Here is a 19,885-nt window from a genome sequence, read left to right as displayed (position 1 = left end):
AGGCCCTGCGGCGACGGTGTGCGGGAAACTCGTTCCTCGATTGTCACAGCCATGCCATAGGCTCCGTTCCGGCAGCCGCGCCCCGCGCGTCACCGCCGACACGAGTCGCGCGGTCACGTCCGGGCGTTGCGCGGCGCTCTCGATTCCCCGGTGCAGCACCGGGTTTCTTTCGTGGGGGTATCAGTAACTGTGCGTACGCGCAGCATCTCGACCGCGACGGCGCTCGCGGTTCTCTTCAGCTCGGCGGCGCTGACCGTCGCCACCGCCGGTTCCGCGTCGGCCGCGTCGGCCGTTCTCGCCCAGCCCGTCGGCCTCGTCGTGGACGGCGCCCTGCAGCGCGTCTTCGTCGCCGACCAGGACAACGGACGGATCCTGGCGACCGACTACAATGGTTCCCTCGTCGACCTGAACGTGGGCTTCGGCCGTCCCAGCGACCTGGCGCTCTCGGACGACGGGGCCACGCTGTACGCGGCACTGCCGACCAGTCACGAGATCGTGGCCCTCGACGCGGCCACGCTCGACGTCAGGACCCACTACGACATCGGCGCCGAGGCCACCCCGCGCGAGGTCGCCTTCGCGGGCGGGCGCCTGTGGTTCTCGTACCGGACCACCGGCGAGGACGGGGCCTTCCACGGGAACCTGGGTGCCATCGACCCCGCCGCCACCGACCCGGCCGCCGCGGTGGCCGTCGGACAGCTGCCGGACGCGGTGACCCCGTACTACAACTCGGCGATCCTCGACGCCGACCCGGCGGTCCCCGGCCTGCTGGCCTACACCGACAGCGGCGACAGCTCGGGCGCGGCGAACGTGCTCGACGTGTCCGGTGCCACCCCGCAGGTGGTCGCCAAGAGCGACGGCGGGCGCTTCTTCGGGGACGTCGACCTCGTGCCCGGCACCTCCGAGGTGCTGTGGAACGGCACCCGGCGGCTCTCCTACGCCGACGGGGGCTTCACGGAGGCCGGGAGCCTCACGGAGACGGGCTGGCACGGTGACGTCTCGCCGAGCGGTCTGGTCGCGCAGGTCTACGACCGGCACGTGTCGGTCTACAAGCCGGCGGCCGACAAGCCGGTGCGCCGCTTCGACGCCGGGAACTCCTCCATGGGAGAGGTGGCCTGGGCCCCCGACTCCGCGCGGCTGTTCGCCCTGACCGGCACGGACAGCACCTACACCCTCAAGGCCTTCACCGGCCCGGCGCTCAGCGTTCCCACCCTCACGGTCAACGCACCGGCCTCCGCGACCCGCGCGAAGGCGCTCACGGTCACCGGCAGGCTCTCGGCCACCGTCCCGTTCCCGGCGGGCACCAGGATCGCGGTCACCCGTACCGACCTGGAGAGCCCGAGCGGCAAGGCGCTCGCGGCTGTCACGGTCAAGGCGGACGGCACGTACTCCTTCACCGACACCCCGCCGGCCGGCGGTACGGTCACGTACAAGGTCGCCTACGCGGGCGACGCCCAGCACACCGCGGCCTCCGCCTCCGACGCGGTCTCCGTCTCCCGGGCGGCGACCAAGCTGACCCTCAACAACAACGGCAAGCTGTACAACTACGGCGCCGACGTGAAGTTCACCGCGCACCTCGGCACGACGTACAAGAACCGTACGGTCGAGCTCTGGTCGGACCCGTTCGGCAGCGACAAGCCGAAGAAGCTGGTCAAGACCGGCAAGGTCAACTCCCACGGCGACATCTCGGTGACGCTGGACATGACCCGGGACACGGCGGTCACCGCGGTGTTCAAGGGCGACGCCCGCTACGCGTCGAAGTCCGTGAAGGTCACGGGCTACGCCCGCGTGAAGGTCTCCACGGCCGTCTCCCGGCACTACAGGACGGCGAAGATCGGCTCGACGTCGTACTACTGGTTCCACAAGAACACCGACCCGGTGCTGACCACGAGCATGACCTACTACAAGGGCCGTCAGTTCCGGTTCGACCTCGAGGTCTACTACGGCGGCCGCTGGTACGCCGCGGACTCGCAGTACTTCGCCCTCGGTACGAGCGGCAGGAGCGCCGTGCAGCTCGGCGCGCCCGGCGAGTCCGGCATCCGGGCCCGGGTGCGGTCGACGTACGTCAACGGCTCGTCCGGCGACAGCGTGAACTCGACGACGTACGGGGCGTGGAAGTACCTGTACTTCTCCAACTGACGCCTCTGCGGCAGGGGCCCTCGCGCGGTCGGTGAAGCCGAAGACGTAGGTCTCGGCCGATCCGGCCGCGCTCCCGCCGGGCGGCGGATCAGCCCGCGGCCGACGCCAGCGCGGCCCGCAGACGGCCGTCCGACTCCTCCAGCAGGCGGGCGGCCGTCGGGCCGTCCACCCCGGCCAGGATCGTCAGGATCGCGTGCTTCACCTCGCCGCCGGTGGCCGCCAGCGCCTCCTCGATCTCCTGGTCGTCCGCGCCGGTGGCGAGGGCCACGATCCGGTGCGAACGGGCGCGCAGCTTCTCGTTCGAGGCGCGTACGTCGACCATCAGGTTCCCGTACGTCTTGCCCAGCCGGATCATCGTGATCGTCGAGATCATGTTGAGCACCAGCTTCTGCGCCGTGCCCGCCTTCAGCCGGGTGGAACCGGTGAGCAGCTCGGGCCCGACGACGATCTCGATGCCGTGGTCGGCCGCGGCGGCCAGCGCGCTGTCCGCGTTGCAGGCCAGCCCGATCGTCAGCGCGCCGCGCGTCCGGGCGTGGGCCACCGCGCCGATCGCGTAGGGCGTGCGTCCGGAGGCCGAGACGCCGACCACCGTGTCGTGGGCGGTCAGGCCGAGGGCGTCCAGGTCGGCCCCCGCCAGGTCGCCGGAGTCCTCCGCGCCCTCGACCGAGGTGACCATGGCGTCGGGGCCGCCCGCGATCAGCCCGACGACCTGTCCGGGCCGGGTGTTGAAGGTGGGCGGGCACTCGGAGGCGTCCAGCACGCCCAGCCGCCCCGCCGTGCCCGCTCCGGCGTAGATCAGCCGCCCGCCACGGGCCATCCGCTCCGCCACCGCGTCGATCGCCGCGGCGATCTCCGGCAGCCGCCGGGTGACCGCGGCGGGCACGGTGGTGTCCTCGCCGTTCATGAGGCGGGCGATCTCGAGGGTGGGGAGCCGGTCGATCTCGGCGAGTTCCGGACGGAAGGCTTCGGTGGTGAGGGTCTCCAGCTCGGTCAGGAGATCACGGGGACGGGAGGCGGAGGTCATGGGCGGTGGCTCTTTCCGGGTGCTTTCCAGTCGTGGGGTCGTGCGGCATGCCGCAGGGGGGCCGCTCAGCGGTGCCGGTGGGCCAGCGCCTCGTACGAGGCGGCCAGCGCCGGTCCGGCCGTGTCGTACGTCCGCTGCGCCACGCCCACGAACAGACAGTCCACCACCAGCAGTTGGCTGGTGCGGGACGACATCGCGGCCGGCCGCAGCTCGCTCTCCCGGGCCGTGGACGTGGTCAGCACATGATCGGCGTACTGGGTGACCGCACTGGTGGGCCGTCCGGTGATCGCCACCGTCGTCGCCCCGCGTTCGAAGGCGACGCGCAGCGGTTCGATGACGTCGCCGGTGGACCCGGAGTGCGTGATCGCGATGGCCAGGTCGCCCGCGCGCAGCTGCACCGCGTTGGTGACGGCGAGGTGCGGGTCGCTGTGCCCGTGCGCTATCAGCCCTATGCGCAGCAGCTTCTGGGTGAGGTCCTGGGCGACCAGGCCGGACGCCCCGATGCCGTACACGTCGATGCGCCGGGCGGTGGCGGCCGCGGCGACCGCCGCGCCGAGCTGGGCGGTGTCGAGCCCGGCCGCGGTGTCGGCGAGGGTCTGCTGCTCGTCGTAGGCGAGTTTCGCCACGACGTCGGCGATCGGGTCGTCGGCCGCGATGTCGGTGGTGATCACGGGCGCCCGTCCCGACTGCTGGTGCGCGGCCAGGCCCGCGAGGGCGAGGCGCAGATCGCGGTAGCCGGGGTAGCCGAGGAGGCGGGCGGTGCGTACGACCGTGGCCTCGCTGGTGCCGGTGAGTTCGGCGAGGCCGGTGACCGTGAGGGCGGCGCAGCCGGCCGGGTCGCCCGCGACGGCCTCGGCGACGCGCTGCATGGAGCGGGTCATCGACGGGGCGAGCGTGCGGACCTTGGCCGCGAGGGCGGCGGGGGCGGGCGGGCTGCCGACGGGCGAACCGGGGCTGCCGAAAATTTCCTTCACTTTCTGGGTCACCTTTGAAAGATATTTTCAGCTCGGTGTCGGGGTCAAGAGTGCGCACAATGGGTGCATGGATCCCATCAGCCCCGTGGAGCAGGCTCTGCATGCCGCGCGTGCCCTCGTGCTCGCCGATCTGGTCGCCCGACAGGTGGCCGAGGCGGACGTGGTGTCGCTGGTCGAGGACTCGGTGGTGCAGCGGCGCTGGTGGGTGGAGCAGTGGCCGGAGGGCGCGGAGTACGTGGCCGGGCTGGTCGCGCAGGACGTGCAGGACGCGCTGCTGGAGCGCCACGGCCGCTGGCCGCTGTGCCCGGTCTGCGGCTCCGGCGATCCGCACGCCCTCGACGTGGAGCCGGAGCTCGGCCCCGACCCGCACTGGGTGTGCCACCAGGCGGGCGTGAAGGTCGCGCCGGTGGGAGCGCTGGGTTCGGCCGCCGGCGGGACACCGTCCTCGTGACGGCGGTACTCCGGTGACGATCTACATCGACCCGCCCACCTGGCCCGGCCACGGCCGCCTGTGGTCGCACGTCGTCAGCGACGTCTCCTACGACGAACTGCATCTGTTCGCCGACGGGCTGGGGGTGCCCCGGCGGGCCTTCGAACGCGACCACTACGACCTGCCCGCGCAGCGGTACGCCGACGCTGTCGCCGCGGGGGCGGTCGAGGTCAGCAGCCGCGAGGTGGTGCGGCTGCTGCACGCCTCGGGGCTGCGCAGGCCCAAGGGCCGTCCTCAGCCGAGGAGCTCGTAGGCGAACTCCTCGTCGTCCGTGTCGACCCGGGTGAACCCGGCCCGGGACACCACGGCCTGCGACGCGATGTTGTCGCGCTCGACGGTCGCGAACAGGGACCGTACGTCCTCGCGCGCCAGCGCCCACCGCGCCAGCGCGCGCAGCGCCTCGGTCGCGTAGCCCTGGCCGCGGGCGGCCTCGACGAGGTCGTAGCCGACCTCCGCGCGGCCCTCCTCGTCGGGTGCGCCGTGGAAGCCCATGCCGCCGACCGCGCGGCCGTCCTCGGTGCGGACGAGCGCGAACACGCCCCACTCGGGCCGGTGCACGCCGGCCTCGTACGCCTTCACCAGCATCCCGGCGGCCTCCCGCGTGCCCTCGAACGGGCCGCCGTCGATCCACTCGAACCCACCGTCGCCGCCCAGGCTCAGGTCGCGGGCGGCGGCCGGGGTGACGCCCTGGAGGGTGAGGCGTCCGGCGGGGAGGACGAGGTTGTTGTTCCAGCGCCAGGCGGTGACGGGGGCGCGGCCGGGCAGGTCGCCGCGGCCGGTGGCCCACAGCAGGGTGGCCCACGGGGTCGGACCCGGCTGGACGTGCGGGAAGATCCGGGTGAGGACGCTCTCGGCGAGCTCCGCGGACGGCTCGTAGGCGAGCCCGAGGCCTTCGGCGATGTCGTGGGTGTGCAGCAGTACCTCGGCGATGCCCATCGCGGCGAAACCCTCGCGGCTCGCGCTGCGGAACGGGTAGGGGTGGAAGGCGCGGACCTCGCGCGGGGTGGTGCGAACGGCGGCGGCGAGCAGGGCGCCGGTCGTCTCGATGACGTGCAGGATGCCCGGGTTGTCGGCCGCGTCGAGGCCGTCGCCACTGCCTTCGAGGGTGATCTCGAAGGGGACGTACGCGTGCTGCGCCCGCCCCGCCAACTGACCGGCGTACGCGATGAGATCGCCCGCGATGTGCGCGGCCGTCTCCCGGCAGCTCCATTCCAGCCGGCCGGCCTTCACCCCGGCCCAGTCCCGGTCCACCGCCGGCCGCAGTGCCGCGACACAGCCCGCGACGGCCTCTTCCACCTGTTCCCCGCCCATTTCACGCATGCGGGGCAGCGTAGGCGGGCCGGGGTTGTCAGGTCGACAGCATTTCCAGCTCGGCACGCAGGTTGTAGCGGGCCGTGGCCTCCCACTCCGCGACCGCGTGCGGGGTGTGGAACAGCCTTGGCAGTTCGAGGAGTTGGCGCAGGATCGCCGACCGGCCCGCGCGGAAGGCGTCGTCGGGGACGAAGTGGTACTCCTGACGGACGGCGGCCGTGTACGCGGCGTACGCGGACGGCGGGCCGGCGAGCACCGCGAGGTCGGCGTCGCACAGGACCTGCCCGTTGCGGTCGTCGTCGGCCGGGTCGTGCCCGACGGTGAGGCGGACCAGGCGGGCCACCTCGGCCGTCCGCTCGGCACCGACCCCCGCCTCGGGCAGCGCGCGTTCGGCGAGGCGGGCGGAGCGCTCCTCGTTCGTCGAGCGCTCCGGCAGATAGACCGCGTCGTGGAACCACGCCGCCAGCCGCACCGCGAGGGGGTCGTCCGCGTCCTTCTCCAGTACGTCGACGTGGTCCAGGACCGCGACCAGGTGGGCGACCGTGTGGTACCGCCGCTGCGGCTCCGACCAGCGGCGCAGCAGGTCGTCGGCGTACCGGTACGGGTCGGGGTGGCATGCGCCCTCGCGCGCCGCGAGCAGGGTGCGCAGCCAGCGGGAACGCAGCGCGTCGAGATCGACATGATCGGCCATGCCCCCATTCTCCCGCCGTCGCCGCCATGCCCCTGTTGCCTGTTGCGGCACTAGCGTGGAGCGCATGACTGAGCGGACCTCTGACGAACGGGACCCCGAGCTGCCCGGGCGGCTCCTGACGATCGAGCGGGACGCGCTGATCCCGCTGCTGCGGGCCAGGGCGGACGACGACTTCGCGCTGCGCAGCGAGGCGTGTCCGGGCTGGACGGTGCGCGATGTGCTGGCGCACTCTTCGGCCGCGCTGACGAGGGTGGTGGAGCGCAGGTTCGAGGAGGGCGTGTTCTCGCCCGAGGCCAACGACCGCGACATCGCTGAGCGGGCCGGGTGGACGAACGCCCGGGTCGTCGACGAGCTGGAGTACGGGATGACCGAGGCGGGGCCGGTGATCGCGAGGGCGGACGGCGGGCTCGACGGCATCGCGCTGGGCGAGTGGGTGCATGCCGGGGACGTGCGGGAGGCCCTCGGGGAGCCGGGGGCCTACGCCGGGGACGGGCTGCCGTACGCGCTCGCGCTGCTCGCCCGGATCAGCCGCGAGCGCGGCCGGCTGCCGCTGCACGCCGACCTCGACGACCTCGACGATCCGCTGGCCCTCGGCGACTACCGCGCCGGCCGGCCCCCCGCGCGCTACATCGGCGACGCCCCCACCCTCGTACGGCTGTACGCGGGACGTCCGGTGCGGGCCGACGGGTACGAACTGGCCGGAGCGCAGGCGGGAGAACTGAACCTTTTCGGCTGACGCGCGCGTAGGCGCAGGTCGCCGACCATCTCGCGGCCCCGGGGCCCGTGGGCGTACCCTGAGATTGGACTAGACCTGTAGCACTCCAGGGGAACCAGGGAATCCAAGGGAAGGGGTCCTATGAGCACGCGTGCAGTCCTGGAGGTGATCGCCCTCGACGCCGTGGACGCGGTCGCCGCCCAGGCCGGAGGCGCGGACCGCCTCGAGGTGGTCACCGACATCGCCGCCGACGGGCTCACCCCGTCGGCGGCGACCCTCGCCGGGATCCGGGCCGCCGTCGACATCGACCTGCGCGTGATGCTGCGGCTCGCCGACGGGTTCGGCGCCGGCGACGTCGAGGGGCTGGTGCGCGCCGCCCGCGCGATGCGGGCGGCCGGCGCCACCGAGTTCGTGCTCGGCTTCCTCGACGCGCAGGGCAGCGTCGACCTGCGTGCGGTCGAGCGGATCGTGGCCGAACTGGAAGGCGCTCCCTGGACCTTCCACCGGGCCATCGACCGCGCCGCCGACCGGGACGCCCTGCGCAAGCAGCTCGACGGCCTGCCCGGCCTGGACACCTATCTCACCGCCGGCTCGCCGGCCGGTGTCGACGAAGGGCTGCCCGTACTGCTCACCGAGGCGGCGCGGTGCGGGGAGCCCGGCTACGAGCAGCGGCTCCTCGTCGGCGGCGGCCTCCGCCTCGACCATGTGCCGGCGCTGCTGTCCGCCGGGATCGACGGCTTCCACATCGGCGGCGCGGCCCGCCCGGACGGCTGGGCGGGACCGGTGTCGTCGACCGCGGTCGCGGAGTGGCGCCGGGTGATCGACGGCGGGTGAGTGTCGTGCGTGAGTGTCGTGCGCGAGTGTCGGTGGGTGGCTGTGGGCGGGTGAGCGTCGTACGTGAGTGCCGGTGGGCGCCTGTGGGCGGGTGTTCTGCCGGCGCGTGACTGACGGCGGGTGGCCCGTGGGCGTGGGCGAATGACGGTCGGCGCATGACCGAAGTCGCGTGACCGAAGTCGCGTGACCGAAGTCGCGTGACCGTGGGCGGGCGGCCGGCGGTGCGCCGCCGACGATGCGTGACCGTCGGCGGGTGACCGCCGGGGAAAGGGCTCCGGGGAAAGGGCGCCCGGTCGGGGCGCCCCGGAGCGAATCCCTCTTGCCGGTCTACCGGGCCAGCTGCGTCGGCAGCGGAGCCGAGTGGGTGACGATCAGGCCCGACACCGCTCGGGTCAGCGCCACGTACAGGCGGCGCAGGCCGGTGCGTTCGTCCGGTTCGCCGTCCACCAGGGCCTGTGGCTCGTCCAGCACCACGTAGTCGTACTCCAGGCCCTTGGCGAGCGAGGCCGGGACCAGGGTCAGCCGGGTCTCCCGGGTCGTCTCCTCGCCCGGGGCCAGGTACGCGATCCCGGCCGCCGTGAGCGCCTGCGCGAGCGCCGGGACGCGGACGTCGGCCGCGATCAGACCGGTCGAGCCCTCGTTGCGCAGCAACTCCTCGCAGGCGGCGACCACTTCGGCGGAACCGGCGACCGGGCGCAGGTCGAAGAAGCCCGGGTTCTCCCGGACCGACGCCACCGGGGCGAGGCCCGGCGCGATGTGCGGCAGCAGCCGGGAGGCGTAGCCGATGACGTCCGTCGGCACGCGGAAACCGGCCGTCAGCTCCTCGATCACCCCGTCCGACTTGCCCAGGTGGGTCAGCGCCTCGTCCCAACTGCGGGTCGCCCAGGGCGTGGTGCCCTGCGCCAGGTCGCCGAGCACGGTCGCCGAGCCGGTGGTGCACCGCCGGCCGACGGCCCGGTACTGCATCGGTGAGAGGTCCTGCGCCTCGTCCAGCACCACGTGCCCGAGCGAGTGCGTGCGCTGCACCAGGTCGGTCGCCTCGTCGATCAACACGGCGTCGGCCGGGGACCACTTGGCCGACTTCACGCTCCGTACGGGCTTCGCCCACAGGACCGTCTTCTGCTCCTCCTCGGTGAGGATGCCCTCCGCGTGCGCGGCGAGGAAGTCCGCGTCGGTCAGCAGCCGCAGTACCAGCTTCGCCGGATCGACCGGCGGCCAGATCTCCTTCACCGCCGCCTTCACGGCGCTGTTGCGGGCCACCGCGTCCTGCACCCGGTCGTCCGGCGCCTCGCCCGACCGCTCCATCTGGACCAGCACGGCGTGCGCGACGCGCTGCGGCAGGGCCTCGCGGGCGGCGCCGTAGCGCATGTCGCGGTCCAGCAGCTCGCGGACGATGCCCTCCAGCTCGTACGCGGGCACCCGCCAGCGCCGTGAGCCGCGCACCACCATGACCGGCTCGGTGGGCAGGGTGACGTGGGCGTACACCGCCCGCTTGAGCACCCGTGCCATCCGGGCGTCACCCTTGACCACCGCGGCCGTCGCCTCGTCCGCGCCCCGCACCTCCACATGGGCCACCAGGTCGTCGACCGTGGCCTGCCGGACCGTCAGCTCGCCCAGCGCGGGCAGCACCTGCTCGATGTAGTGCAGGAACGACCGGTTCGGCCCGATGACCAGGGTGCCGGTGCGGGCCAGCCGCTCACGGTGGGCGTACAGGAGGTAGGCGACGCGGTGCAGACCGACGGCGGTCTTCCCGGTCCCCGGTCCGCCCTGCACACAGACCGTCCCGCCCAGCCCGCTGCGGACGATCTCGTCCTGCTCGGGCTGGATGGTGGCCACGATGTCCCGCATCGGACCGACGCGCGGGCGCTCGATCTCCCGCTGGAGCAGTTTGCTGGTGCGCGCCTCCTCGGCCGGGTCCGAGAGGTGCTCGTCCTCGTACGCCGTGAGGTCGCCGCCCGTGTACCCGAAGCGGCGGCGCAGCCCGACGTCCATCGGGTCCTTCTTCGACGCCCGGTAGAAAGGCTGCGAGACCGGCGCACGCCAGTCGATCACCATCGGATCGCCGTCACCGTCGTGCACGTGCCGGCGCCCGATGTAGAACCGCTCGCCCTCCGCCCCTTCCGCCCGCTCGGCGCCGGGCGCGTGCAGGTAGTCGAGCCGGCCGAAGAACAGCGGGGTGTCGCTCAGGTCGGCCAGTGCCTTGATGCGCTCGTCGATCTGGCGGGCGAGCACCTCGGCGTTGACCCAGTTCGCCGTGACGTTGCTGATGTCGAGGGATTCGACGTCCTCGCGCATCGCGCGCAGCGCGGCACGGGACGAGGTGAGGTGGGAGAGCTCACGGGCGAGCGGATCGTCGGCGGGCGGAGTGGACAAGGGGGTGCCTCCGGGGGCCTGCTGCGGGAAGGACTGCTGGTGCGCGCGGCGTGCGGTCGGCCGCGGGGGTGCCGCCCGGTTTCCGTCCGGTCGGCTGCGCTCCGTGAGGGAGGCGGGCAAGAGCGGAGATTCTAGGCGAACGCTGGCGGGGACGCGAACGGTTTTCCGTCCCCTAGGGGACGCCCCCTCCCGCCCTGGGGGGAGCGGGTCGGTCCACGGGAGGACCCGGTGACCCCGCGGGTTCGGCCCCGGGACCGATGTGGCTTTTCCGCCAGGAGAGCGACCATGGAGACATGAGCGCAGCAACCATCCACCCCCACCACCCGATCCGCCCCGCCGGTGCGACCCCGGTCACCGGCAGCCACCCCCACCGCCTCGGCGACGCCCTGCGCGCCGTGAAGGTCTTCGTGGGCGCGGCCTTCGACGTGATCATCCTCGGGGAGTACGGCGAGGAGGCGGGCGTCCGCCACAGGTGACCCCCTAGGGTCACTGCGTGACCCGCCGTTCACTCTCCGTGACCCCTCTGCTTCTCCTGGCAGCCTCCTTCGCCGCCTTCGCCGCCCTGTGTGTCGCACAGCGCGCCCCGATGGCCGACGCGCTGGTCTATCGCGCCGAGGGCGAGGCCGTCCTCCGCGGCGGCGACCTCTACGGCTTCACCGTCACCCGGTGGCGGCTGCCCGCCACCTACCCGCCGTTCGCGGCCCTGCTGTTCTCGCCGGCGGCACTGCTTCCCGAGACCGCCCTGAAGGCGGTGTTCCTCGCGGGCAACGCGCTGCTGCTCGCCTGTCTCGTCCGGCTCTCCGCCCGCCTCGCGGGCCGCCCGCTCGCCCTGCCCGCGCTGTGCACCGCCACGGCCCTGGCCGTCTGGCTCGAGCCGGTCTTCCAGACCCTGCTGTTCGGACAGGTCAACCTCGCCGTGACCTGCCTCGTGCTGTGGGACCTCGCCCGCCCGCCGGGCGCCCCCGGCAGGGGCGTCGCCCTCGGGATCGCGGCCGGGATCAAACTCACCCCGGCGCTCTTCGTCGTGTACCTGCTGCTGCGCGGCAGGCGCCGGGAGGCGGCCGCCGCGACGGCGGCCTTCGGCGGCACCCTGCTGCTCGGCGCCCTCGCCCTGCCCGCCGCCAGCGCCGAATTCTGGACCCGCCGCCTCTACGAGACCGACCGCGTCGGCAAGGTGTGGATCGTCGACAACCAGTCCCTCCAGGGCCTGGCCGCCCGCGTCCTGGGCGATCAGGCTCCCGGCGCCGCCTGGCTGCTCCCGGCGCTCGCCGTCGCCGCAGCCGGGCTGTGGCTCGCCGCGCGCGCCGCCGACGAACGGCACGGTGTCCTGCTGACCGCGTTCACCGCGCTGCTCGTGTCGCCCGTCAGCTGGTCCCACCACTGGGTGTGGTGCGTCCCGCTGATCGCCGTCCTGCTGGCCGAGGGCCACTCCCGCACCGCGGTCCTGACCGCCGTGCTGTTCACCGCCCGCACGATGTGGCTGCTGCCGCACGAGGGCGACCTGGACCTCCGGCTGCCCTGGTGGCAGCAGCCACTGGCGGCGCCGTATCCGCTCCTGGGCCTCGCGCTGCTGGTGGGCTCGGTCCACGTCGGGCAGCGGGCTGTCCACGTCGCCGAGGAGGCGCGGCATGATCAGCCGCAGCCGCAGCCGCAGCCGCAGCCGCAGCCGCAGCCGCAGCCGCAGCCGCAGCCGCAGCCGCAGCCGCAGCCGCAGCCGCAGCCGGTCCACCATGCGCTCCGCCACGATCCGCGAGGTGAGGCGGAGCTCCCTGTCCCGCTCACCGAGACCGATCGCCCGTGACACCCGGTCGGGACCGGGAGCGGTCCCGTCAGCCCTCCGTCAGCAGCTCGTCCGCGTCCACGATCCGGTAGGCGTACCCCTGCTCCGCGAGGAACCGCTGCCGGTGCGCGGCGAAGTCCTGGTCGATCGTGTCGCGGGCGACGACGGAGTAGAAGTGGGCCTTGTGGCCGTCGGCCTTCGGCCGCAGGACCCGCCCCAGCCGCTGCGCCTCCTCCTGACGTGACCCGAACGTCCCCGACACCTGGACGGCGACGGTCGCCTCCGGCAGGTCGATCGAGAAGTTGGCGACCTTCGACACCACCAGCACGCTGATCTCGCCCTCCCGGAAGGCGTCGAAGAGCTTCTCGCGCTGCGCGTTCGACGTCTCGCCCTTGATCACGGGCGCGTTCAGGTGCTCGCCCAGCTCGTCGAGCTGGTCGATGTACTGGCCGATGACGAGGATCTGCTGGCCCGCGAAGCGCCGCACGATCGCCTCCGTCACCTTCCGCTTCGTCGCGGTCGTGGCGCAGAAGCGGTACTTCTCCTCGGCCTCGGCGGTCGCGTACGCCAGCCGCTCGGAGTCGGTGAGGTTCACCCGGACCTCGACACAGTCCGCGGGCGCGATGTAGCCCTGCGCCTCGATCTCCTTCCACGGCGCGTCGAACCGCTTCGGCCCGATGAGCGAGAAGACGTCGGACTCGCGGCCGTCCTCGCGCACCAGGGTCGCGGTGAGCCCCAGCCGCCGCCGGGCCTGGAGGTCGGCGGTGAACTTGAAGACCGGCGCGGGCAGCAGATGCACCTCGTCGTAGACGATCAGCCCCCAGTCCCGGGAGTCGAACAGCTCCAGGTGCGGGTAGACGCCCTTCCGCCGGGTGGTGAGCACCTGGTAGGTGGCGATGGTGACGGGGCGGATCTCCTTGCGCGTCCCGCTGTACTCGCCGATCTCGTCCTCGGTGAGCGAGGTCCGCTTGACCAGCTCGTGCTTCCACTGCCGGGCGGAGACGGTGTTGGTGACGAGGATCAGCGTGGTCGAGCTGGCCTGCGCCATCGCCCCCGCCCCGACCAGCGTCTTCCCGGCGCCGCACGGCAGGACGACGACGCCGCTGCCGCCGTGCCAGAAGTTCTCCACGGCCTGCTTCTGGTACGGCCGCAGCGCCCACCCGTCCTCGGCCAGGTCGATCGGGTGCGCCTCGCCGTCGACGTACCCGGCGAGGTCCTCGGCCGGCCAGCCCAGCTTCAGCAGCGTCTGCTTGATCTGCCCGCGCTCGGACGGGTGCACGGCGACGGTGTCGGGGTCGATGCGGTTGCCCACCAGCGGCGCGATCCGCTTGGAGCGCAGGATCTCTTCGAGCACGGGCCGGTCGGTGGTCGTCAGGACGAGCCCGTGCGCCGGGTCCTTGGACAGCGTCAGCCGTCCGTAGCGGTCCATCGTCTCGGCGATGTCGACGAGCAGCGCGTGCGGCACGGGGTAGCGGCTGTACTGCACGAGCGCGTCCACGACCTGCTCGGCGTCATGGCCGGCCGCCCGCGCGTTCCACAGGCCGAGCGGCGTCACCCGGTAGGTGTGGATGTGCTCCGGTGCCCGCTCCAGCTCGGCGAACGGGGCGATCACCCGGCGGCAGTCGTCGGCCTGCTCGTGGTCGACCTCGAGGAGCAGGGTCTTGTCGGACTGGACGATCAGCGGACCGTTCACTCGGGGCTGCCTTTCTGGATGGCGCTGCATGGCCAAACGTCCAGTGTGCCCTACCGGCCGCCCGAGTGGCCGGTCGTGCTCGGCGGGAGCGGCCGGTCGGGCGGGCGGCCGCGGGTGGCGCTCGGCGGGAGCGGCCGGTCGGGCGGGCGGCCGCGGGTGGCGCTCGGCGGGAGCGGCCGGGCGGGCGGCCGCGGCCGGTGGCGCTCGGCGGGAGCTGACGGTGGTCGATGTCTCCCGGCGGGAGCCGACGGTGGTGTTCCCGCGGGAGCGGTCGGCACCGGGTGGGCCGTCGGCCGCTCCCGCTGGCGGCCGGCGGACGCGTCCGAACCCGTCGGCGCGGGCGGTCCGCGCGTTCTCCCGGTCTCGCGGGCAACCGTGTGCCCCCGCCGCGAGTCTGACCGGGAGGGGAGCGGCGCAGCCCGCGCGGCGCGGTGAGGAGCGCACGGTATGTCGGCACACAGGTGGGGAACCGGCGTGGGAGCCGTGGTGGTGCTGGTCGCGACGGGCACCTGGGTGATGTGGCCGGCGGGCGTCGACGCCCGGCTGTGGGGCGAGGTACGGCCGGTGATCGAGGCCCGGCTGGTCGCGGACTCTCGGGGGAGCGGATACGGGGAGAGCGTGCCCGGACTCGGCGCGCGGTGGTTCTGCCGGGCCCGTGCGCTCGACCTGGAGGAGAGCGGGGGCCGGATACGGGCGGGCGTCGACACGCTCTGCGTGGAGTACGGGGTGCGCGACGGCGCCCTGGTGGAGTGCGGCGGAGCGCGGATTCCGCAGGTGGTGAGGCTGGAGCGGGACACCGACGGCGGCTACCGCGTCCTCTCCCGGGACCAGCCGCCGGACGGCGCCGGGTACGCGGAGTGGGCAAAGAGCCGCTTCGGCTTCCTCAGCCGGGCCGAGCTCGACGACGACGCCCCGGCCGCCGCTCTGGAGGCCGCGGCCCGCGAGAGCTTCGGGCTGCCCGCGAACGCTCCCGTCCAGGACTGCTGACCGGGCCGCCCGGCGGTCACCGCTCGTCGTCCGCCAGCTCCGCCACCCCCGTGATCCGGTGCAGCGGATACGTACGGACCTCGTCCGCCGTGTGGTCGTAGGCCGTGACGTAGCCGCCCTCGACCCGGACCGGCGCGATCACCCGCTGGCTCGCGGCGCCCTCGGCGTTGACGTAGCCGATCCACACGGACTCGCCGGTGAGGACGGCGGCCTGCATGGTGGCGAGCGTCTCGGCGGAACCGGTGCGGGGGAGCGCGCCGCCGGGCAGCGGGGCGCCGGCGGCCGTGGGCTTGCGGGGGGCCGTGGAGGCCAGGTCGCCCGCCCGGATCGCGCGGATCGCCGCTGTGAGGAGTGTCCCGTCGGGCACCGGCGGGCCGTCGGGGACCGGCTCGGGGGCCGTGCGCGGCGGGGTGCGGTGGGCGTGCGCGCGGGCGATCAGCACATCGCCCTCGGCGGACTCGGCGGCCGGCGCGTAGCCCATCGCCCGCAGGCCCTCCAGCAGGGTCGCCGGATCGGCCTGGGTGGCCAGCACGGTCGGCGCGAGACGGCGCAGCCGCAGGCCGGCGGCACGCTTGTCGGCGACGATCTCGTTCAGCAGGGCGTCGTCGTCGCAGCGGACGTACGCCGAGGCGGCGCCGACGCGCAGATGGCCGTGTCTGCGGGCCACGTCGTCGATCAGGTAGGCGAGCGGCTGCGGGACCGGCGTACGGGAGTGGGTGGCGAGGAAGGCGTGCAGGTCGGACGCGGTCCGGCCGGCGTCCAGCGCGCGCCGCACCGAGCCGGGCGTGAACCGGTACACCGTCGCCCCGCCCTTCGACTCGACGTCCGCGAGCACGCCCAGCGTGTCGGCGAGCGGGCGTCGCAGCGGGCCGGGCGCCACCGCCGTCAGGTCGGCCTGGAGCAGGACGTGGTCCAGCGGCTCGGGAAGGAGCGGGGCGAGCAGCCGGGTGGCGGCCGCGGTGGCGACGGCCTGCGCGGCGGGGGAGAGGGGTTCGAGGGGGGCGGCCCGGTGGTGGGGGAAGGGCAGCCTGCCGCCCGGGCCCGCGGAGGCGTCGGCGGGGGCCGCCTTCGGCTCGGGCGCCCCCAGCAGCGCCCGCCCGTGCGCAGACAGCGCGCCCCGGCCGGTCACGCCCAGCGTCTCCGCCTCGGACAGCGTCCACTGCGCCAGCCGGGACCGCAGGTCGTCCCCCTCGCCCTCGGTGTCGCTCGCGCGCGGGGTGCCCGCGGTGCCGCGGCCGCGCAGCGGACGTTCCCAGCGCAGCCGGGCGAGGACCGTGCCGGGGGTCGGCGCGGCGCCCTCCGGGAGCCCCGCCAGCAGCGTCAGCACCCGGTGCCGCACCTCGGGCGCGGCGGACCGGTCGAGGCCCGGCCCCAGCGCGGACAGCGCCCGTTCCTTCATGTCCCGCCCGCCGACCACACCGGACGTGCGGGTCGCCGACAGCCACGCCTCGGCGAGCCGTGCCCAGCGCTCGGCGGGGGGCCGCTCCACCCACTCGTCGTAGGCCGGGGTGGCCGCGTACCGCTCGTCGGCCTCGCCGTCGGAGGCCAGCAGTCCGGCCGCGTACGCCAGTTCGACCCAGAACGCGGCCACCGGCTCGGCCACGTCGAGGGCGACGGCGGTGCGCTTGAGGTCGCGCACGCTCAGGCCGCCCGCCCGCAGCACCGTGGGCCCGCCCTCGTCCCAGTCCTTCAGCAGCTCCTCCACGGTCGTCAGCGCGGTGTACGCCTGTCCGGCCGCGGTCGCGTCCACCACCGCCGGGGCGTGCGCGGCGGCCGGCTCGACGGCGGGCGGCACCGGCTCCGGCGCGTGGTGCGCCCGCCCGGCGCGCAGATGCAGCGCGACCTCACGGGGCAGGACCACCGTCCCCGGCGCGGTCGGCAGCAGCAGCCCGCGGTCCAGCAGCCACCGCAGCCGCGCCGCCGGGTCGGCCGTGACCTGCCCGTACGGTGGCCCCCACACCAGGCGGTCCAGTACGTCGAGCGAGTCGGCCGGCGCCTCGCCGAGCAGGGCGTCCATCCGGGCGCGGTCCGTGAACAGGCCGGTGAGCGCGGCGGCAGCCGACACGGCGTCGTGCGTCGACGCCAGCCCGGCGGCGGCGACGATCTCCTGGATGCGGCCCGGCGACATGGCCGCGGTCGCCTCCTGCACGGTCGGGCCCAGCCCGGTCGGGGACGGGTGCTGCGGGGAGGGCGCGAGCAGCTCACGGGCGGTGCGCACCAGTCGCAGCCGGTCGTCGTCGCCCCATACGAGGGCCTGTTCGCGCAGGACGGCCACGGCACCGGGCAGGGCCGTGGCGACGGCCGGGTCGCCGTCGTCGCCGGCCATCAGACCGAGCAGTTCGTCGTACGACGCCGGGTCCTGCGCGACGGCGAGCGCCTCCGCCGTCTGGAGTGCGAACCGGTCCAGCCGTTCCAGCGCGCGCACCACGGAGGCGCGGGTGCCCGCCCTGGTCGCGAGCTGGGTGAGATCGGTGGGCACGGGGGTGATGAGGTCGGGGCGGCTGCGCAGGAGGGCGGCCAGGGAGGAGTCGTCCCTGACGCGGAGCGCTTCCGCGAGGGAGCGGGGGGCCGGGTGGTCCGCGGTGCTCATCTGACCCACGGTAGCGGGTCACCTGCGGCGGTAGACCCGGGTGCGGGCCGGTTGTGGCCGACGCCCCCGCGGGGCGGGAGATGCCCGGCCCGTGTCGGGAGCGGTAACGTCTCCCACCACGGGGTCAGCCAACACACCCGCCCCGGAGGGGACTTCGTGGGGATCGAGAGCGACCAGGTCGTCTACGAGTATCTGAGCCGTGTCGGAGACGTGGCGCACCGGCGGCAGTTGCCGTCGTCCGCGCGGATGCGGCTCGTGTCGGAGCTGCGCAACGAGATCGACCGGCGGCGCGCCAGAACCCCGGTCGACAGTCCCGCCGCCGTGCGCCGCATCCTGGACCGCCTCGGCAGCCCGGACGACGTCGTCGCGGCCGCCGGGGACGGCGGCGGGGGTGCCCCGCAGGCACCGGAGACCTCCCTGCCCGTCCAGCGCGACCGGCTGGCGCCGCAGGGCGACGGCCGGTCCAAGAGGCTGCGCCGGGTCGTACCGCGCCCCCGGACGGACCACCCCGCCGCGCCGGACGCCCCGTCGCCGCCGCATCTCGCGTCGGCGCACGAGCTCGGCGACAGCGCGACGCAGCCCGACTGGTGGCGGACGGACAGCAGCCCCTTCGGGGTCGGCGAGGACGTGCCCGGCTTCGTCGGCGGGGTGGAGATCCCGGAGCTGCTCAAGCCGCCGCCGCGCAGGGACCCGCAGGAGCGTCTCGAGCCGGCCGGGCCGGTCGAGGCCGAGGATCCGGCGGCGCGGACCGTGGACGAACCGGCGCCCGCCCGCCGCCGTCTGCCGTCCCTGCCCACCGGCGGCTGGAGCAACCCGCTCCTGCTGGTCGCCGCCTGCTGTCTCGTCGTCGGCGCGGTGCTCGGCAACTGGTTCGTGCTGCTGCTCGGCTGGCTGATCGCCTACGCCTCGCGCCGGCTGTCCCAGGCGGAGACGAAGTGGGCGGTCATGGGCCTGCCCGGCCTCGCGGTCGCGGCCGGTGTCGTCTGGCTGTGGGGCAGGACCGACGGCCGCTGGGGCGCCCCCATCGCCGACGGCCACATGAACGACGCCCTCGCCCAGACCTGGCCCTGGGTGGTCCGCGGCGCGGCCGTCACCTCGGCCCTGTTCCTGGTCTGGCGCTCCCAACGCCAACGCTGACCCCTCTGCCCCTCTGCCCCGATAGTCCCCCTTTCCCTCGACCCCTCTGCCCCGACCGGTCCCCCTGCCCCCGGACCTCCACTCGCCGGACCTGTGCCCACCGACGCACCCGGCGACAGCCCCGTGGCCGCCCTGCCTCATGGCGGCCCTGCCTCATGGCCGCCCCGGCCCTGGCCCGTCGCCACTCCGCCCTCCGCTGCGCCCGGCGGCGCCCCCGCCCCCGGCCGCCGGCCCGGTCTCGGCACAATGGGCCGCATGGCCCTTACCACCGCGCCCGTGCTGACCGTCGGATTCGACCTGGACATGACGCTGATCGACTCCAGGCCCGGGATCCGGGCCTGCTACACGGCGCTGGCCGAGCGGACGGGGACGTACATCGACGCCGATCTGGCGGTCACCCGGCTCGGGCCGCCGTTGGCGGAGGAGCTGGTCAACTGGTTCCCGGCGGCGGAGGTGCCGGCCATGGCGGACCTGTACCGGGAGATGTATCCGGCCATCGCGGTCGGCGCGACGCCCGCGCTGCCCGGCGCCCGTGAGGCGATCGAGGCCGTACGGGCGGCCGGCGGGCGGGCGATCGTGGTCACGGCGAAGTACGAGCCCAACGCCCTGCTGCACCTGGAGCACCTGCGCATCGACGCCGACGAGGTGATCGGCGACCTGTGGGCCGAGCAGAAGGCGCGGGCGCTGCGCGCGCACGGCGCGGGCGTCTACGTCGGCGACCACGTCGGAGACGTACGCGGCGCCCGTACCGCCGGCGCGCTGTCGGTCGCGGTCGTCACCGGACCGTGCGGCACGGAGGAACTGCGGGAGGCCGGCGCGGACGTCGTCCTGCCGGACCTCACGCACTTCCCGCGGTGGCTTTCGGCCTATCGCCCGGCGGCCCGCGCCTGACGGCGCCCGGCCGCGACCGACTGGAACACCCCCGCTCCGGCGATCAGGAACCCGACGCCCATCAGCATGCTCAATCCGAACATGTACGTCGGAAAAGGCGTCGTTCCGAGCAGGAACGGGGCCACCGTGACCAGAGTGGCCACGGCGCCGACGAAGAAGACGATGGCACCGGCACGGATCAGACGGTCGCCGGGCACGGCGGAATTCGTTTGGGTTTTGTCACGCACCCGACCAGGGTAGTTCCCAGCCCGAAGGAACA

At 74.2% G+C, this 19,885-nt stretch carries 18 protein-coding genes; 10 read left to right on the top strand and 8 right to left on the bottom strand.

The features are described 5' to 3' along the window. Nucleotides 1–189: 189 nt before the first annotated feature. Nucleotides 190–2,136, top strand: coding sequence for an Ig-like domain repeat protein (locus tag ACFV0T_RS17875; RefSeq protein ID WP_385779533.1), 1,947 nt, complete (start codon nucleotides 190–192; stop codon nucleotides 2,134–2,136). 88 nt (nucleotides 2,137–2,224) lie between these two features. Here ACFV0T_RS17875 and murQ read toward each other — a convergent pair whose 3' ends face one another. Further along, nucleotides 2,225–3,160, bottom strand: coding sequence for an N-acetylmuramic acid 6-phosphate etherase (murQ, locus tag ACFV0T_RS17870; RefSeq protein ID WP_385779531.1), 936 nt, complete (start codon nucleotides 3,158–3,160; stop codon nucleotides 2,225–2,227). 65 nt (nucleotides 3,161–3,225) lie between these two features. Further along, complete coding sequence (locus tag ACFV0T_RS17865; protein WP_385779529.1) at nucleotides 3,226–4,146, bottom strand: MurR/RpiR family transcriptional regulator; 921 nt, start codon at nucleotides 4,144–4,146, stop codon at nucleotides 3,226–3,228. Between the two features lie 55 nt (nucleotides 4,147–4,201). On the opposite strand from ACFV0T_RS17865, the gene ACFV0T_RS17860 reads away from it, so the two are divergent. Further along, nucleotides 4,202–4,585, top strand: coding sequence for a hypothetical protein (locus ACFV0T_RS17860; protein ID WP_385779527.1), 384 nt, complete (start codon nucleotides 4,202–4,204; stop codon nucleotides 4,583–4,585). Nucleotides 4,586–4,598: 13 nt separating this feature from the next. Then, on the top strand, nucleotides 4,599–4,877 hold the full coding sequence (locus ACFV0T_RS17855) for a DUF4031 domain-containing protein (protein WP_385779525.1): 279 nt from the start codon (nucleotides 4,599–4,601) through the stop codon (nucleotides 4,875–4,877). On the opposite strand, the gene ACFV0T_RS17850 is transcribed toward ACFV0T_RS17855, so the two are convergent. Next, complete coding sequence (locus ACFV0T_RS17850) at nucleotides 4,859–5,944, bottom strand: GNAT family N-acetyltransferase (protein ID WP_385779523.1); 1,086 nt, start codon at nucleotides 5,942–5,944, stop codon at nucleotides 4,859–4,861. The genes ACFV0T_RS17855 and ACFV0T_RS17850 overlap by 19 nt on opposite strands. Nucleotides 5,945–5,972: 28 nt before the next feature. Beyond that, the gene (locus ACFV0T_RS17845) at nucleotides 5,973–6,626 is read right to left on the bottom strand and encodes a hypothetical protein (RefSeq protein WP_385779522.1); all 654 of its coding nucleotides are present in this window, start codon (nucleotides 6,624–6,626) and stop codon (nucleotides 5,973–5,975) included. Between the two features lie 64 nt (nucleotides 6,627–6,690). On the opposite strand from ACFV0T_RS17845, the gene ACFV0T_RS17840 reads away from it, so the two are divergent. Next, nucleotides 6,691–7,362 (top strand): maleylpyruvate isomerase family mycothiol-dependent enzyme, encoded by a 672-nt coding sequence (locus tag ACFV0T_RS17840; protein ID WP_385779520.1) that lies wholly within the window; start codon nucleotides 6,691–6,693, stop codon nucleotides 7,360–7,362. 120 nt (nucleotides 7,363–7,482) lie between these two features. Beyond that, entirely contained in the window at nucleotides 7,483–8,175 is a 693-nt protein-coding gene (locus tag ACFV0T_RS17835) for a copper homeostasis protein CutC (protein ID WP_385779518.1), read from the top strand. 327 nt (nucleotides 8,176–8,502) lie between these two features. Here ACFV0T_RS17835 and ACFV0T_RS17830 read toward each other — a convergent pair whose 3' ends face one another. Continuing rightward, nucleotides 8,503–10,548 carry a HelD family protein gene (locus ACFV0T_RS17830; RefSeq protein WP_385779608.1) on the bottom strand — a complete coding sequence of 682 codons (2,046 nt, stop codon included), beginning with the start codon at nucleotides 10,546–10,548 and terminating at the stop codon, nucleotides 8,503–8,505. A 293-nt stretch (nucleotides 10,549–10,841) separates the two neighbouring features. On the opposite strand from ACFV0T_RS17830, the gene ACFV0T_RS17825 reads away from it, so the two are divergent. Both ACFV0T_RS17825 and ACFV0T_RS17820 read left to right on the top strand, forming a co-directional pair. Continuing rightward, nucleotides 10,842–11,024: a hypothetical protein gene (locus ACFV0T_RS17825; protein ID WP_385779516.1), complete on the top strand. Its 183-nt coding sequence runs from the start codon at nucleotides 10,842–10,844 to the stop codon at nucleotides 11,022–11,024. Nucleotides 11,025–11,041: 17 nt separating this feature from the next. Further along, a complete protein-coding gene (locus ACFV0T_RS17820) occupies nucleotides 11,042–12,349 on the top strand; it encodes a glycosyltransferase 87 family protein (protein WP_385779514.1) in 1,308 nt (435 codons plus the stop codon). A gap of 28 nt (nucleotides 12,350–12,377) precedes the next feature. Here ACFV0T_RS17820 and ACFV0T_RS17815 read toward each other — a convergent pair whose 3' ends face one another. Further along, nucleotides 12,378–14,021, bottom strand: coding sequence for a DNA repair helicase XPB (locus ACFV0T_RS17815; RefSeq protein ID WP_385779512.1), 1,644 nt, complete (start codon nucleotides 14,019–14,021; stop codon nucleotides 12,378–12,380). Nucleotides 14,022–14,468: 447 nt separating this feature from the next. Here ACFV0T_RS17815 and ACFV0T_RS17810 point away from each other — a divergent pair, with 447 nt between their 5' ends. Beyond that, entirely contained in the window at nucleotides 14,469–15,008 is a 540-nt protein-coding gene (locus ACFV0T_RS17810; RefSeq protein WP_385779510.1) for a hypothetical protein, read from the top strand. A 16-nt stretch (nucleotides 15,009–15,024) separates the two neighbouring features. On the opposite strand, the gene ACFV0T_RS17805 is transcribed toward ACFV0T_RS17810, so the two are convergent. After that, the gene (locus ACFV0T_RS17805) at nucleotides 15,025–17,598 is read right to left on the bottom strand and encodes a helicase C-terminal domain-containing protein (protein ID WP_385779508.1); all 2,574 of its coding nucleotides are present in this window, start codon (nucleotides 17,596–17,598) and stop codon (nucleotides 15,025–15,027) included. Between the two features lie 156 nt (nucleotides 17,599–17,754). On the opposite strand from ACFV0T_RS17805, the gene ACFV0T_RS17800 reads away from it, so the two are divergent. After that, nucleotides 17,755–18,735: a hypothetical protein gene (locus ACFV0T_RS17800; RefSeq protein ID WP_385779506.1), complete on the top strand. Its 981-nt coding sequence runs from the start codon at nucleotides 17,755–17,757 to the stop codon at nucleotides 18,733–18,735. A 246-nt stretch (nucleotides 18,736–18,981) separates the two neighbouring features. Then, nucleotides 18,982–19,626, top strand: coding sequence for an HAD family hydrolase (locus tag ACFV0T_RS17795; RefSeq protein ID WP_385779504.1), 645 nt, complete (start codon nucleotides 18,982–18,984; stop codon nucleotides 19,624–19,626). Here the strand turns inward: ACFV0T_RS17795 and ACFV0T_RS17790 are convergent. Further along, a complete protein-coding gene (locus ACFV0T_RS17790; RefSeq protein WP_385779502.1) occupies nucleotides 19,602–19,853 on the bottom strand; it encodes a hypothetical protein in 252 nt (83 codons plus the stop codon). The two genes, ACFV0T_RS17795 and ACFV0T_RS17790, sit on opposite strands and share 25 nt — an antisense overlap. Nucleotides 19,854–19,885 lie beyond the last annotated feature (32 nt).

This window comes from Streptomyces sp. NPDC059582 (assembly GCF_042735715.1).
Classification (GTDB): domain Bacteria; phylum Actinomycetota; class Actinomycetes; order Streptomycetales; family Streptomycetaceae; genus Streptomyces.
Note: the sequence above shows the minus strand (reverse complement) of the source record. Positions and strands in the feature narration are given on the sequence as shown.